This is a genomic window from Pseudomonas sp. EU05-FHT14B02, from assembly GCF_058791055.1.
Map to the genome: position 1 here is coordinate 1 of NZ_JBYTDD010000033.1, position 13,170 is coordinate 13,170.

Below are 13,170 nucleotides of genomic sequence, written 5' to 3' on the forward strand. Positions count from 1 at the left end.
TCTTCACGCAAAATTTCCTTGATCCGATTAGGAGAAAATTCTACTTCTGACGAGTACTGATTTCAGGGGGGATTACCCATCCGTTTAGCTTCCGAGTCTGTTGTGAAGCAATGATGTGCGACTTCGAAGATGTTCGCGCTACCACATTGAAAATCGCAGCCAAAGAACTGTTTAAGTAAATAGAAGCCCGATAGGGGGGAAAGCCCCTACGGGCTTTCTCCCTTTCTGCGTTTCGTAGAAATGGAGAATCAGATGAATGCTTATAAGGATGCCCAGGCCGGCGAAGCCAGGACGTTCGTTACTCGTAACGATCAGGTGGTCAAGCTAGTTGAAAGGCTGCTGAAACGCGCTGCCGGCGTTCTCGTCGAGAAGGTTTGCCGCAAGGCTATGACGGAAGGCGAGCTTCAGGTTGTAAAGCAGGCGGTTGAGCGTGGCGAGCTGTACAAGGTTTTCAGCCTTGTTCGTCCAGCTGCTGACCAGATGCGACGTGTGGACAGCACGAACATTTACTGGGACTGGATTGACGCATTCGGGAGCTATTCGGACGCAGTTGGCTCTTGCTGGCCATACATGAGCCAGGAGCGAAGAGCGTACGCTCTGCTGCACGCTGAAGAGCTGGCCAACGCAATCTGCAAATAACCCTACCGGGGAACCCCGGCGGGGTTCTCCATGAAAATGGAGATGAAAATGCACCGGTTTGTTGAAGAAAAGATGGCAAAAGTCGCGCCTGTTCCATGCGACTTCATCCTTGGCGATACCGTGACGGTGACAAATGGATACGGAGTCGAAATCCAGGGAAAGAAAATCCTGGGATTCGTCCGAGAGATCGATCCTGAGTTTCGTCCCGAAGCTTTCATTTTTCTGGACTGGGATTGCTACTGGTTCCCGGTATCACCGGATAAATTGAAGCTCGAAAGCAGATATTCAGGACTCTAAAAAACACAACCCAAGGGGGAGAAATCCCCCGCGGGGCTTCTCCCTGCATGGATGTATGGAGAAGTCGATGAACGCGATCCTCGAAGCTGCTCGTTTGCAAGGCCAGGCCTCGATAAGCCGTAAGGCTTGGGTAACCAAAGGGGGCACAAAGGTTCACCTATGGGAGCTGTCATCAGGGGGCGTCATCCTCCTGAAGCACTCGCGGGGAGAAGGTTTTTTCCAGCCGATAAAGCTGGAGGAGCCAATGGAGATGGTTGTTGACCGTTTCCGGAATAAATGCGGCCACAAGGTGTTCTCACCTAATGGGCTATGAGTGTGAAAGGGTGGCCTTCGGGTCACCCTTTTTTTTGGTTCGCCATCTTGTTAAAGGGCATCGGTTTGGTATCATCGCAGGCATAGAGCGGGCCTCAGGTCGAGCTCTCAAGAACCCCTCCAGCACAGAGCCCTCTGTGCTTAGAACTTAGCGCCATGCATGAGCATGTCCGCCAAGGCCTGAAACGTGTATGCGTTCAGGCAGTGTTCTCATCATGTATGTGATGAGTCACAAAAAGCAGAGCCACGCTTTCAAACCGGCTTAAAAATAGCACTCAAATTATCGACATCCAGGCAACTGGATATTGGTTTTTCTGCGTGCATAAAAAACCCGCAGCGGGGAGATTACTTCCCGCCAGGGTGGTTCTCCGTCTGCATCTTTTGCTAACGGAGAACACCATGAAAACTCTCATCGTCCTTACCGCTCTTGTTGTTGGTGGCATTCAACTTGGCTTCAAGGCGTTCGATGCAGGCGTTGAAACTGCTCAGCAGTCTCACACCGCAGAAATGATCAAGGCACGTCACGCGCTTTGATTCAATAAGGCTCTTGGCAAAAAGCTTTCGGTTTTACTGGAAGTCTTTGCTTCGTAAGAGGTCGTCCCGATGTTTCATGTAAACGCAATTGACGCTGTTCGCAGCGCATCATCGTTGGCAGAAAAATCGAACTTTGCCTATGCGATTTATTCGCAGGCAAATGGCTTTATTGTTGTTCTTCTAACTCAGCCGAACGGCTCGGAGTTGGAAATAATTAAACCCTGACGGGGAATCCCGTTGGGACTCCTCGTCTTTTTGAGGAGTAAAAAAGATGTACAAGAAAATACTATTCGACTGGATTAAGGCTTCACTTATGGGCGTTGGCTGTAGCTTGTTGGCAGCCGCTTTTGTTTCCATCGTTACACCAGGAACGCATCCGCTTGTCGTATCGTTCTGTCTGGTGCTTGGCGTGGTAATGATGATCGCCGATTTGGTGGTATCCTTGATTACAGCGATGAGCAATCCGAAAGGAGAATGAAATGGACTCGATGCAGATGCTTGTTTACGCAATCGTAGGCGTTGTCGGTGCTTTGGCCCTAACCGGCGTGATCGGTTATGTGGTCGCTGACCGTCTCGACAAGAAGCACGGCACGAACATCAAGGCCCACTGAGCCTTCCCTCAGGGGTTGGCCCAGTGAACGGATTCAAGTCTAGCTTCGGCTAGACCGCTGCGTGGTCACCCTCCGTGGGTGATCCACCAGAGCCCTTCCGTGTGAAGGGCTCTGGGGATCACCCACACCTGGAGAGTTGAACATGACCGCAGCAAACGCACTATTCTGCCAAGAACTCAAAGAACTGATGGTCGAGTCTGGACGGGTGTTCAAAGTCCCCGAGCAGATCGCCAGAACTGTTTCGTCCTCCGATCCGGATACCCGGTTCGTTAAATCATGGGCGGTGATTCATCGCTTGATCCCGAGTGATGGCCAGGTCTTAGTAGTGCCTGAGGCATGATCAAAAACACAGCGAGCCCCGGCCGGTGACCCCACCAGCCGGGGCTTTGCTTTTTCAGGCGATTTTGTTGCCTGAAACCGCGCCATCATTTCTCACCCTTCCCCTAGCATCGAAGCATCCCCATTTTTGGACATGCGATCGATGCGACAACCACTCAAAACAACGCTGAGACGGCTGGTCAACGTGACCGTGATCGGCCTGTATCTCAACAGCATGACCTTCACAGCCTGGGCCGACGCTGTGACAGCAGGATCTGCGGCCGGTCAATCGGTAGGCCAGCAGGCACTTCAGGTATTCGATGGTGGGGACGCCTCCGTCACGCTTCAGGATCTTTTCCCTGAAACTGGAGACACTGCCTCGCTCGAGAACGTCTACGGCGACGATGTGAAGACGATCGATCTCGGGTTGCGAGCAAATACCCGCCTCCAATCGGAATCGTCCTCTGAGGGAGAGGCATACCGAACCCTGATCGACAGCGGCAACCGCATGTCGGTAGATCTCTCCAACGACCCTATGCTCAATCAGGCTGATCAAGTTCGTTCCCCTGACTTCATGGATGGGTTTAAGCAGAACTTCGCGGACTGCACCTCTACCGAAGTTTTTGAGAACGTGACGAAAAACGCCCATGTTGCCAATTACAAAACATGTGAGCGCGTCGTGGATCAAGGCGGAAACGTTGAGTTCCTGCATGACTACAAGGTAGGTGTAATCGAATACGTTTCCGGGCAGCCAAACTTTCAGTCGTGCGGACCAGGTTGCTTGTACATCTGGGTCGGCACGGTAGGAGACAACTACTGGAGCGGGAACTGCAAAATCTATGAGGAGTACACCCGATTCCGCGTGATAGCCAAGGACGCCATTATTTCAGCTACCGTCGACAGAGCTGTTTTCGACGATTATTTCCAAATCCTTTTCAATGACGAAATGCTTTGGACGCACACACCTGGTGTCTTCCCGCCGGAAACAGCTGGAAGCTGCGAACGCGGAACAAGCTGGAACGTAGCTCCGAACAAGGTGATCACTGACAAGTTCGGCAGCGATGATGACGTGATCACGTTCAAAACCCGCACCTCGGTTACCGGTGGTGGTGAGGGTTACGCCCGCATCAAGATCATCTATGACCCGGCAAAGGCGTTCGTTGATAAAGGCTGGGGCCCAGAAGAGCGCCTGCCAATGTTCGACATGATCAAGGATGGGTTCTGCACCAACGCACAGATGTCGTGCACCTCTATGCCGGCAGTTGATGCTAACGGGTGTACCGAAACCAATGGCGTTCAGATCTGCCGTTCTGACATGCCACCATCCCCGCACCCGAGCATTGATCCTCTTTGCAAGAAGGCCCAGGTAAGCGCCGAGTGCTCCTACTACAAGGGGAATATGGATTGCTACACGGACGCCCAGGGTGTGCAGCGGTGCCCCTCAAATGATGGCGGTAACCTGAATACCTGCACCCAATACGAGCAGAATCCCAGCTGTGGTTTTATCTCTCAAGGCTGTATTGATGGCGCAAAAGGCGAGACAGGCTCGTGCTATGCCTTCGAGGAGGTCTGGGACTGCGGTTATGACACCAGCTACGAAACCATCGTGAACACTGGGGCACAAATCGAATGCCCTGGTGGGGCGCGCTGTATGGGCAGTGAGTGTTTCGACTCGTCGAACACGAAAAGCGGCGATTTTGCCTATGCGGTGGCCATGCTTCAGGTTGCTCAGTTTGCTGAGCACGACTTGGACTGCGGTGGTGATGGTACCGATATCAACCAGGCCAATGACTGCAAGGTGTTCAAAGGCGAGGCTATGGAGTGCAAGAAGGCGCTGGGTGGCTACGTCGACTGCTGTGAAGCCCCAGAAAGCGTGTCCATCTTCGACTATGTGAATCTGACGATGAATACACTGAAGATGACCAGCTCGCTCGAGGCATTGAGCAGGACAGGAAATCTCTTTGCTCCGGGGTACTGGGCTGCGGGTACTGAAGCGGCGATGTCTGTTGGCTCCTCGGTTATCAAGGGCCAGTGGGGCACCATTGTGGATAGCGCCACTGCTGCGTTCCAGAAGGGCTTTGAGGGCGCGGTACAGGAAACCCTGATGAGCGAACTTCAGCAATGGCTCATGCAGCAGGCTTATGACGCGATGGTTGAGATGGGGGCGACGGCTGCGGCCGACGCGGTATTTGCCACCGGAGCAGATGGCGCGGTTACCGGTCTGGGGTCGCAAGCTGCGATGGTTGTGAACATCATCGGCTGGGTGTACATGGTTTACGTGATCGTGGATCTGCTGATCAACATCATCTGGGAATGCGAACAGAAGGAATTCGAGCTGGGTGCAAAAAAAGAAACGCGGCAATGCCACTTCGTTGGCAGCTATTGCGCATCCGAAGCTCTTGGCTCTTGCGTCGAAAAACGAGAAGCCTATTGCTGCTTCGGCTCGGTTGTGGCCCGGATCATTCAAGAGTCAGCCCGTGAGCAACTGGGTTTGGGATGGGGTGACGTGAAGTCACCTACGTGCGAAGGAATTACGCCAGCTCAGATGGCGCAAATGGATTGGTCCCGTGTGGATCTGTCTGAGTGGATCGGTATGCTGAATCTTGCAGGGCGGCTGCCAACCGCGAACACCGTATCGCTTGAGGACGTGACAGGAAGTGGAAGTAGACTTCAGATAACGCAGGGTGAGACGCGGCTCAACACGCTAGACCGGAACTTGCAGAGGCTAGAGGGTTTCGATGTTGACGCGGTGAAGAGAAAAGCTGAGGAAGATATGAGATAAAAAGAAGCCCCGCCAAGTGCGGGGCTTCTTGTATTAATGGCGGCGTTTGCTATTTCCCAATGAAATACATCGCCTGGCCTTTATTGATGATGCGCGCGGGTACAGAGTTCTTTCGCAGCTTCTGGCCTGGGTGATACATGTAGAACCACTCCGGCAGAATTTCGGAAATTTTAGTCATGGCTTCCAAGGTCGTTATGTCGTTCTTTATTCCATCAACTGTGTACTGCTCATTGAGAATGAAGATTGGCCCATATGCCTCGGCGGCATTAATAAAGCTCGGTGGGGGCGTGGCTCTGTCGGCAAATTGCACGGGAGTTTCTTTCACGAAAGCTGCGGGACTATCGTAGGCCTTCCCGTGACCTGACGGATACTTACCTACCAGCGATTTGAGTTTTGAGCGGTTATGAGGAAAGGCTTTGACTCGCGCCTCCTCAATTAGCTTCAAGACCAGGGCAGACGCTTCTTCGGGCGATTTTGCCAGCGTGCTGGGTACCCAAGCGGCAGTCTGGTAGGTGCGAGCTGGATCGCTCGAGCCGCCGAGGAGGAAGAGGCCTACCCCTAGGCCAAGAGCTGCATTGCTGCTGACACCAGGAGGAGGCGACGCATAGCCGCCTGCGGCAACAGCAGCGTCCGCCACACTCGAGCCTCCTGTACTAGGAGTCGCCGTGGTCGGGTCGGATACAACGAATTCTCGGGGAACATCACGCTGACCAGAAATGTTCATGGCAGTCAGAACGTGCATCGCATCAGACCATTTTTCCTTCGGCACATTCTGCGGGTCAGGCAGTTGTACGGTGGGTGCCTTCGGCGAGGAAGAGCACCCGACCAGGAGAGCAATAGCTGCGGCGAGAAGCCCGGTGCGAATCGTTATACTGCGGTTCTTCATGGTGAAACTCCTTTTTTCGATAGCCATAGGTTACCGTCTTCGGCGGCGATCCCAAGCGAAGTCGAACGACCGACTATGTGATCAGGGTGTTTTTTCGTTCTGGATGCGCTGGTAGATCTCTTCGCGGTAGATCTTCACCTCTTTCGGCGCTTCAAACGCCAACCTGACCGTACCGTTCGCAGCCTTTGTGACGATCACCTGTATGTCGTTGCCGAGCCGAATCGACTCCCCTACCTTGCGCTCAATGTGCAGCATTACTGCCTCCTCAGGCTTCAGCCGTGTTCTGGCTGGCCTCATACTTCTCCAGGATCTTCAGCAACGATTCCGCCGCCTTCGAGTCAAGCCGCAACTCATGCTGCGCATCGCCCCCGGACTTGAGTTGATCGCGCAGGCTTCCTGTAAGGCCGCTCAGTGCGCTGAACGCACTCATGGCTTCCTTGGGTGTCACCTTGAACTTGCCAAGCGCCTTGTTGGCGTCTGAGCCCGTTGCGCGGGTACGACCGGAGGCCTTTGCTCCTTCGATCATCCCCAGCAGCTTTGGATATGGGTCTTGCCCAGTTCCTCGCAGCTCCACCAGAACATCAATGACAGGCGACGCTTTAATTGCGCCGTCGCGAACGAGCTGTTTGACGTTCTCCTCGGCGTTGGCGAGAAGCAGCAGTCGCTCAACATGAGTGACGCTCCTGTTCATGCGATCGGCGATTTGGGCTGGAATCCAGTTTTGCCCGGCCAGGCGCTTGTAGCCTTCTCCTCGCTCCAGCGGCAGCAGCTCTTTGCCTTCGCTGGTCTTGATCATCATCACAACAGCGTCGGACTGATTTCCTTTGAACTCGTTGACCATCAGGCCTGGAAGATTTGCACCGCGCCCATCTGCGATGCGAGCGCCAGTGAGGCGATGGTGGCCTTCTCGGATCACGAGGCGAGGGTTGCCGTCGATGATCTTCAGTTCTGCGACGACTGGAGGCACATACAGGCCCTGCTCATAAGACTTGGCGAAGCCTTCGGCATGGTCAGGATCGATGGGCCTCAGATTGAAGCCTTCTTCAATTGCAAACCAGTCAAGCGGTGCAATGTAGATGTTGTTGCGAATCATCTGTTCGTCGCGTGGAACACCAGTTTTCTTCAGGTGTTCGTCCAACTGGCGAAACGATGCAATGCGTGGTAGATCGTTCATGGCGTATCTCCCTGATACGTTTATTGAGGTGTGCTCAGTACATCACTGCTCTGGAATATCCCAAGCACAAGAAAAACCCCGCCGGAGCGGGGTTGGAGTCATCGACTCGTAGGAGGTGAATCCGGGAAGTGACCAAGCCGCTCCTCAAATACGAGCCGGCTATGACCACAATCCCAGAGAGAGAACATCAGCCCTGTGCTCATGTCAGCGGCGATAAAATCCTCTCCGTTTGGAATGAGGGTGTATCCGTTGGCTGAGATGAGATCGAAAACCTCATCCCAGCTACTGGCCCTGCGTAGCGCACGGAAAAGGCCCACCCGACCTTCTAGCTGCTGGGTCATGGCGTCACGAGCGCCCCAAAGCGCACGAGTGCCGCCGGCGTCTAGCCGGTCGGCCCATTCATCCAGCCTATTGAGCACCGATCTCATTGGCCGCGCCCTCAGCAGGGGTATCCAGCTTGTCCTGGTTGGGAGCCTCGTCGCGCATTTTGACCAGCTGCTGCATGGTTTGGAGTAGCACCTGCGTGCTTTGGGCACCCTTCACCAGCAGTTTGTTGCCTGTCAGGTTGTCGACTACGACCGTTGCTGGCGTGCCGGTGACACCCATGTTCGTGCCTTTCTTCACCTGGCCTTCGATCAAGGCCCGGTACTTGCCGCTTTCCATGCACTGACGATAGGCATCAAGGGGAGCACCAACCTCCTGCGCAAGACGCTCTACGTCCTCGACACCTTGGCCATTGAGTTGAGTGCGAGCGAACCATTCGCCAGTAAAGGCCCAGAAGGCTTTGTTGCCGGCAACCTCGCCCACGCACTCAGAGGCGTGAGCTGCCACTTCCGCTGCGGGGTTGTGGAAGGCCAGGGGGTAATGCTGCCATTCCCAGTTAATGCGCCCTTCGGACTTGTCAGCCATCTGCTTTGGCGTGTCATGGAAGCGCTTGCAATAAGGGCATTCCAGGTCAACGAACTCGACCAAGGTGAACTGGGCGTCCTTGCTGCCGTAGATGTGCCGACCTTCAATGGTGGTGTCAGCTGCGCCGCTCCACTTCGAGAGGATTTTCGCTTTCGCTGCGTTGATCTTCTCAACTTCACGATCCTTCAGGGTTTTGTCGACCGCGCCTGGCAACTGCTCCACAAGGGCATTTTGTACCGCGATGTCGGTGTAGCTCTGACCCATGTGGACGGAGACACCGATAGCAACGGCAGAGGTCACGATGGAAACGCCAATGGCTGTAGCGAGAGTGGGATTGAATTTAGGCATGACTGATCACTTATAGGAGGGGGAAAAAGACGGTTTCAGGTGAAGAGGGACATCCTTCGGGGTGCCTTCGACGAGAATGACCCACTCCTCGTAGCTCAACCGTTGAGCCCCTTTGCAGAGCTTGTTCCGGACGGCAATGTAGTCATCGACCGAACCGGCCGCGTTGGCCAAGGTGACGATGCGCTCGCTTGCCGCGGGTTGGCCAAGAGCAAAGGCCTGCGCCACATTTGCAGAGTCAGCACAGTTGGCCTGGAACATGGATGAGGGGACTGCAACGCTATCGTTCGTTGTAAGGCGTGCTTGCAGCTCTGGGTGAAGCTTCCCGGCCGGGGTCTCGAGAACATCGAGGCTGCCAAGAACGGGTTGATAGGTGGGTTTTCGCAATGCTGCACCGCCTCGGCCCGTATGCCCCCAACTGGTGTGGTATTCGCGCATGTCGGGCTCGTAGCTTGCTACCTCGAATGGCGTGCCTGAGGCAGGTGGTTCTGGCTTGTTGGCACAACCCGCTGTGAGCGCCAAGCCAATGGCCAGGCCTAGCGGCAGGAGAGATTTAAGGTGGTGCATGGTTGATCCTCTGAGGCTGGTAAGGATCATTTTCCTCTGTACAGAAAAGGAGATGGCCCGTTTTCAGGACGAAAAAGCGACTGAAAAAACGCCGACAAAAAACCCGCTTGCCATTGGATTCTGCTTGTTGCAGACTTCCTATCACGTCGAGTAGCTCGGCGTTATAAATCCGGATTGCATGCCTTGCAGTCCATCTAGCAGGCCCAGCGCCTCATGGTTGAATCTCAACCATCATGAATTCCCAGATTAAGTCAGCCCACATGTGTGGACTGATTTAGTCATGCGCTTCGTCGCATGGTCGGCTTGTTGGCCGTCTCAAAAGTACAACCAAAAACCCATGAAAAACCAAACCCCAACGGGGCTGCTATTGCCCCCGTATTGGGGTAATGCCGCCCCGTAGTTCTATCTAAATGGAGAAATACTATGGCTCGCGGCGTAAATAAAGTGATCTTGGTTGGCACCTGTGGTCAAGATCCAGAAACTCGCTACTTACCGAACGGTAATGCAGTAACCAATCTCAGCCTTGCAACAAGTGAGCAGTGGACTGACAAGCAAACGGGACAGAAAGTCGAAAAGACCGAATGGCACCGTGTTTCTTTGTTTGGGAAAGTCGCTGAAATCGCTGGTGAGTATCTGCGGAAAGGATCGCAGGTATACATCGAAGGTAAGCTTCAAACACGAGAGTGGGAAAAAGACGGTATCAAACGGTACACCACCGAAATTATCGTCGACATGCAGGGCAGAATGCAGCTCCTGGGTGGTAGGCCAGAGCGCGACAACTCTCAAGGGCAACCCCGTGAGCAGCGTCCGCAACAGCAACAACAACGTCCTAGTCAGTCACCACGCGATCCTGCTCCACAGCATGATCCGCATTATGACAGCTTCGACGACGACATCCCTTTTGCCCCAATTAGCCGTTTGCTTCTAAACATCATCTAATCAGGCAGAAGTCAGTCAAGAATTAACGCACCTTCGGGTGCGTTTTCTTTTTAGAAAGGAAAATGAAATGAGCGATAACTTCCAAAACGCAGTTGCAATTATTGCGAAGCAAGAAGAAAAGTTCATCAAGCTAGTGGAGTCGTCGAAGACTGACGTGATGTTCAAAAATGAGCTGCTGTTTGCATCGCAGGCCATGATGAACAACGACTATCTGTGCAAGTGCGCTACGACTAACCCGCTAAGCCTTAGAAATGCCTTTAGCCAGGTTGCGGCTTACGGATTGACTCTTAATCAATCCCGACAGCTCGCGTACTTGGTGCCCCGAGACGGGCAGGTGGTTTTGGACGTGTCCTGGAGGGGCATGGTCAAGGTCGCTGTGAACGACGGTGCGATCCGTGATTGCATCGTTGAATTGGTCTACTCGAAAGACAAATTCGAGTACAGAGGGAAGCGACAAAGCCCGACCCACACGTTCAACCCTTTCGACAAGAAGGCTGATCGTGGGGAGTTTGTAGGTTGCTACGTCGAAGCTCTTCTGCCTGATGGCCGCGTTCACGTTGAGGCGGTTACCGCTGATGAAATCAATGCTGCTCGCGATGCTTCAGAGCTGTGGAAACGCAAGAAGAAAGGCCCTTGGGTCGACTTCGAAGATTCCATGCGCAAGAAGTCGGCCATCAAGATTGCAAGGAAATACTGGCCTCAGACCGGCTCAAAGCTGGACGGAGTGATTCAGTACCTCAATACAGACGCTGGGGAAGGGTTCTCTTCCAACGATGTACCAGTTGAAGTTGTTGAGCGATATATGGGCGCTGCTGATGTGGTGGAAACTGAGCCGTTGCCGACCTCTAACCAGGTTAATCAGCAGCCAGAACCCACCGTAGACCCCGAACAGGCCGCTAAACCAGAGGTTGCAGATCCTGCCCCGGCAGACGATGTGATTGAAGGTGAAGTTGTCCGTGATGGAAGCCAAGTTCCGCCACCTGCTGATTTACCTGCAAAGGTGATCAAGAAGGTTGCGGAAGTTGTTCGGCGTGCTCGTGATGCCAATAGTTGGGAGCCGGCGTTCGAGTACGTTTCGACGTGGCCTGTAGACGCTCGGGATTACGCTGTAACCCAGTTGAAATCTGCGCAGTACGTTGCTCAGTCGCAAGGCGAGTGACGCAAAAAAACGCTTTGGGGGGCCTTGTTGCATAGGGCGCTTCGAACTGACCACAACCCTGCGGGGCTTTCCCGTAAGGGGAGTGCTCCGTCAGTTCAAAAGGAATCAATCAGATGGCTGACTTGATCGTCTTCATCCTGACCCTGCTGCTGCCGTAAGGCATCTGCAAAAAACTCCCTGACGGGGCATATCGCCCCCAGGGGCGCATTGCCCTCGTCGTTTTTTGAGAAAGGAAAACGATATGGCAACTGCACAACCGAAAGTCACCGTACAGCTCATGCATGACACCGACGCAGAAAACCCGCGCAAGTGGGACAACCTTGCAATGATGGTCTGCGCTCATCGCCGCTACATTCTGGGTGATGAGGATGGAGCTACTGAGGCGCTTGACCTGATCTACGAGCACCTGTCCGAAAGGCAGCTCAACGAGATGGGCTTCGACTCAACTCATGTACCTGACATCCAACAAGCTCTCAAAATGACAGGCAAGGCGATCATTCTGCCGCTGTATCTCTACGATCACAGCGGCATCACGATGAGAACCAAGCCGTTCGCCTGCCCCTGGGACAGTGGGCAAGTGGGCTTTATTTTCGTGAGCAAGGCGAAAGTGTGTGCTGAGCAGGGCTGGAAACGGCTGAACAAGTCACGCACCGAAAAAGTAACCGCCATGCTGGTTGGGGAGGTCGAGGTTTATGACCAGTACCTAACCGGCGATGTGTGGGGCTTCAAGGTGATTGAAGACGGCGAGGAGACAGATAGCTGCTGGGGTTTCTATGGCAGCGATCCGCTTTCTAACGGCGTAGTAGAGCATCTTGCAGGCCAAGCAAAGCAGCTGGTTGAAGCTGGGCAATACCAGCGAATCAACTGAGTAATCGCTATCCCTGAGGGGCACCGCCCCTCAGGGAAGGTGCCTCTTTTTCAGGGCTAAAAATCTGAGAAGGAGATACACCATGCGGACTTACATCCTATCGATGACCATCCTGCATACACAGCAGAAGGCTACCTTCCGTTGTGAAGCAACCACCTTCGGCGAAGCGATCGACAAAGCAGAGAAGGCCCATCCGGGTTTTTTTGCCGTTCTGACCCACTCCCTTCCAGGAGAGCAGAACAATGCGACCGTCAACCGTTGAGGGGCTGAAGGACTCCCTTGCTAGCTGGGGGGAGATGAAAGAAGAGGGTGGTGCGTTCGCGGAATACGCTGACGAAATGATCGAGCAATTTCAGGTGAAGCTCATTCTCCTGGAGTACCTGCTTTGTCAGTTCACTATCCACGGACTTGGCTTGACGCTGAAGCATCGGAGCCGGGATGCCTGGGGTGTTCTTATCCCAGACGCATCTCAGCAAGGGCGCTTTCGGTGGCAGGCGTTTCAACGTGATGGCTTCACCGGCCATTGCACGCATGACACGCCGGAGCTGTGCATTGGCGACATGCTTGACGATGGATACGCACTTCTAGATATGGGGGCGCTTGATCGATTGTCGGGTACCGCTGAATGGCAGCGCGGCATGGAGATCGTCGCAGTGATTCAGGCTTGCAATGCAGGTCAGTTGAGCTTCGAGGATGCCATGCGCAAGCGAGAAGAAATCTACTCCCGCTACGCGAAGGTTGCGTAATCGTGAGCATCACTGGAACACCAGAGAAAGAATATCCCCCAGGGGGCGAAAGCCCTCTGGGGTTTCGCCTTTCCGGGGGTGCCA

18 protein-coding genes are annotated in these 13,170 nt (G+C 54.0%); 13 read left to right on the top strand and 5 right to left on the bottom strand.

Going from position 1 to position 13,170, the window contains the following annotated elements; translation table 11 throughout:
- Positions 1–252: 252 nt before the first annotated feature.
- The 8 genes from AC3WTM_RS24810 (at position 253) to traN (ending at position 5,493) form a co-directional block, all read left to right on the top strand.
- Complete coding sequence (locus tag AC3WTM_RS24810; RefSeq protein WP_023049102.1) at positions 253–639, top strand: hypothetical protein; 387 nt, start codon at positions 253–255, stop codon at positions 637–639.
- A gap of 48 nt (positions 640–687) precedes the next feature.
- Positions 688–936: a hypothetical protein gene (locus tag AC3WTM_RS24815; protein WP_060763786.1), complete on the top strand. Its 249-nt coding sequence runs from the start codon at positions 688–690 to the stop codon at positions 934–936.
- Positions 937–1,003: 67 nt separating this feature from the next.
- On the top strand, positions 1,004–1,249 hold the full coding sequence (locus tag AC3WTM_RS24820; protein ID WP_013100879.1) for a hypothetical protein: 246 nt from the start codon (positions 1,004–1,006) through the stop codon (positions 1,247–1,249).
- Between the two features lie 398 nt (positions 1,250–1,647).
- Entirely contained in the window at positions 1,648–1,782 is a 135-nt protein-coding gene (locus tag AC3WTM_RS24825; RefSeq protein WP_013100880.1) for a hypothetical protein, read from the top strand.
- Positions 1,783–2,053: 271 nt separating this feature from the next.
- The gene (locus tag AC3WTM_RS24830) at positions 2,054–2,260 is read left to right on the top strand and encodes a hypothetical protein (protein WP_011077965.1); all 207 of its coding nucleotides are present in this window, start codon (positions 2,054–2,056) and stop codon (positions 2,258–2,260) included.
- 1 nt (position 2,261) lies between these two features.
- Positions 2,262–2,393: a hypothetical protein gene (locus tag AC3WTM_RS24835; RefSeq protein WP_255311629.1), complete on the top strand. Its 132-nt coding sequence runs from the start codon at positions 2,262–2,264 to the stop codon at positions 2,391–2,393.
- Between the two features lie 142 nt (positions 2,394–2,535).
- Positions 2,536–2,733, top strand: coding sequence for a hypothetical protein (locus AC3WTM_RS24840; protein ID WP_013100883.1), 198 nt, complete (start codon positions 2,536–2,538; stop codon positions 2,731–2,733).
- Between the two features lie 141 nt (positions 2,734–2,874).
- A complete protein-coding gene (gene traN, locus AC3WTM_RS24845) occupies positions 2,875–5,493 on the top strand; it encodes a conjugal transfer mating pair stabilization protein TraN (protein ID WP_102685500.1) in 2,619 nt (872 codons plus the stop codon).
- 49 nt (positions 5,494–5,542) lie between these two features.
- On the opposite strand, the gene AC3WTM_RS24850 is transcribed toward traN, so the two are convergent.
- The 5 genes from AC3WTM_RS24850 to AC3WTM_RS24870 all read right to left on the bottom strand — a co-directional run bounded on the left by AC3WTM_RS24850 (position 5,543) and on the right by AC3WTM_RS24870 (position 9,374).
- Positions 5,543–6,379 carry a hypothetical protein gene (locus AC3WTM_RS24850; RefSeq protein ID WP_102685501.1) on the bottom strand — a complete coding sequence of 279 codons (837 nt, stop codon included), beginning with the start codon at positions 6,377–6,379 and terminating at the stop codon, positions 5,543–5,545.
- An 81-nt stretch (positions 6,380–6,460) separates the two neighbouring features.
- Positions 6,461–6,634: a carbon storage regulator CsrA gene (gene csrA, locus AC3WTM_RS24855; protein ID WP_102685502.1), complete on the bottom strand. Its 174-nt coding sequence runs from the start codon at positions 6,632–6,634 to the stop codon at positions 6,461–6,463.
- A 10-nt stretch (positions 6,635–6,644) separates the two neighbouring features.
- Positions 6,645–7,553, bottom strand: a complete 909-nt coding sequence (locus AC3WTM_RS24860; RefSeq protein WP_102685503.1) for a ParB/RepB/Spo0J family partition protein — start codon at positions 7,551–7,553, stop codon at positions 6,645–6,647.
- A 408-nt stretch (positions 7,554–7,961) separates the two neighbouring features.
- A complete protein-coding gene (locus AC3WTM_RS24865) occupies positions 7,962–8,810 on the bottom strand; it encodes a DsbA family protein (RefSeq protein ID WP_084342119.1) in 849 nt (282 codons plus the stop codon).
- A 6-nt stretch (positions 8,811–8,816) separates the two neighbouring features.
- Positions 8,817–9,374 (bottom strand): hypothetical protein, encoded by a 558-nt coding sequence (locus AC3WTM_RS24870; RefSeq protein WP_033041159.1) that lies wholly within the window; start codon positions 9,372–9,374, stop codon positions 8,817–8,819.
- A gap of 423 nt (positions 9,375–9,797) precedes the next feature.
- On the opposite strand from AC3WTM_RS24870, the gene AC3WTM_RS24875 reads away from it, so the two are divergent.
- The 5 genes from AC3WTM_RS24875 (at position 9,798) to AC3WTM_RS24895 (ending at position 13,086) form a co-directional block, all read left to right on the top strand.
- Positions 9,798–10,313 carry a single-stranded DNA-binding protein gene (locus tag AC3WTM_RS24875; RefSeq protein ID WP_013100890.1) on the top strand — a complete coding sequence of 172 codons (516 nt, stop codon included), beginning with the start codon at positions 9,798–9,800 and terminating at the stop codon, positions 10,311–10,313.
- Between the two features lie 67 nt (positions 10,314–10,380).
- The gene (locus tag AC3WTM_RS24880; protein ID WP_013100891.1) at positions 10,381–11,472 is read left to right on the top strand and encodes a RecT family recombinase; all 1,092 of its coding nucleotides are present in this window, start codon (positions 10,381–10,383) and stop codon (positions 11,470–11,472) included.
- Between the two features lie 241 nt (positions 11,473–11,713).
- Entirely contained in the window at positions 11,714–12,340 is a 627-nt protein-coding gene (locus AC3WTM_RS24885; RefSeq protein WP_013100892.1) for a hypothetical protein, read from the top strand.
- Positions 12,341–12,422: 82 nt separating this feature from the next.
- A complete protein-coding gene (locus AC3WTM_RS24890) occupies positions 12,423–12,602 on the top strand; it encodes a ubiquitin family protein (RefSeq protein ID WP_033040792.1) in 180 nt (59 codons plus the stop codon).
- Positions 12,583–13,086 carry a hypothetical protein gene (locus AC3WTM_RS24895; RefSeq protein ID WP_013100893.1) on the top strand — a complete coding sequence of 168 codons (504 nt, stop codon included), beginning with the start codon at positions 12,583–12,585 and terminating at the stop codon, positions 13,084–13,086. Before AC3WTM_RS24890 ends, AC3WTM_RS24895 begins: the two co-directional genes overlap by 20 nt.
- Positions 13,087–13,170: the final 84 nt, after the last annotated feature.

What these genes read in the sequence shown, in the direction of transcription:
- AC3WTM_RS24895 (WP_013100893.1), top strand. Translation starts at nt 12,583, where the DNA reads ATGCGACCGTCAACCGTTGAGGGGCTGAAGGACTCCCTTGCTAGCTGG.
- AC3WTM_RS24885 (WP_013100892.1), top strand. Translation starts at nt 11,714, where the DNA reads ATGGCAACTGCACAACCGAAAGTCACCGTACAGCTCATGCATGACACC.
- csrA (WP_102685502.1), bottom strand. Translation starts at nt 6,634, where the DNA reads ATGCTGCACATTGAGCGCAAGGTAGGGGAGTCGATTCGGCTCGGCAAC.
- AC3WTM_RS24875 (WP_013100890.1), top strand. Translation starts at nt 9,798, where the DNA reads ATGGCTCGCGGCGTAAATAAAGTGATCTTGGTTGGCACCTGTGGTCAA.
- AC3WTM_RS24865 (WP_084342119.1), bottom strand. Translation starts at nt 8,810, where the DNA reads ATGCCTAAATTCAATCCCACTCTCGCTACAGCCATTGGCGTTTCCATC.
- AC3WTM_RS24890 (WP_033040792.1), top strand. Translation starts at nt 12,423, where the DNA reads ATGCGGACTTACATCCTATCGATGACCATCCTGCATACACAGCAGAAG.
- AC3WTM_RS24830 (WP_011077965.1), top strand. Translation starts at nt 2,054, where the DNA reads ATGTACAAGAAAATACTATTCGACTGGATTAAGGCTTCACTTATGGGC.
- AC3WTM_RS24880 (WP_013100891.1), top strand. Translation starts at nt 10,381, where the DNA reads ATGAGCGATAACTTCCAAAACGCAGTTGCAATTATTGCGAAGCAAGAA.
- traN (WP_102685500.1), top strand. Translation starts at nt 2,875, where the DNA reads ATGCGACAACCACTCAAAACAACGCTGAGACGGCTGGTCAACGTGACC.
- AC3WTM_RS24870 (WP_033041159.1), bottom strand. Translation starts at nt 9,374, where the DNA reads ATGCACCACCTTAAATCTCTCCTGCCGCTAGGCCTGGCCATTGGCTTG.
- AC3WTM_RS24825 (WP_013100880.1), top strand. Translation starts at nt 1,648, where the DNA reads ATGAAAACTCTCATCGTCCTTACCGCTCTTGTTGTTGGTGGCATTCAA.
- AC3WTM_RS24860 (WP_102685503.1), bottom strand. Translation starts at nt 7,553, where the DNA reads ATGAACGATCTACCACGCATTGCATCGTTTCGCCAGTTGGACGAACAC.
- AC3WTM_RS24810 (WP_023049102.1), top strand. Translation starts at nt 253, where the DNA reads ATGAATGCTTATAAGGATGCCCAGGCCGGCGAAGCCAGGACGTTCGTT.
- AC3WTM_RS24820 (WP_013100879.1), top strand. Translation starts at nt 1,004, where the DNA reads ATGAACGCGATCCTCGAAGCTGCTCGTTTGCAAGGCCAGGCCTCGATA.
- AC3WTM_RS24840 (WP_013100883.1), top strand. Translation starts at nt 2,536, where the DNA reads ATGACCGCAGCAAACGCACTATTCTGCCAAGAACTCAAAGAACTGATG.
- AC3WTM_RS24850 (WP_102685501.1), bottom strand. Translation starts at nt 6,379, where the DNA reads ATGAAGAACCGCAGTATAACGATTCGCACCGGGCTTCTCGCCGCAGCT.
- AC3WTM_RS24815 (WP_060763786.1), top strand. Translation starts at nt 688, where the DNA reads ATGCACCGGTTTGTTGAAGAAAAGATGGCAAAAGTCGCGCCTGTTCCA.
- AC3WTM_RS24835 (WP_255311629.1), top strand. Translation starts at nt 2,262, where the DNA reads ATGGACTCGATGCAGATGCTTGTTTACGCAATCGTAGGCGTTGTCGGT.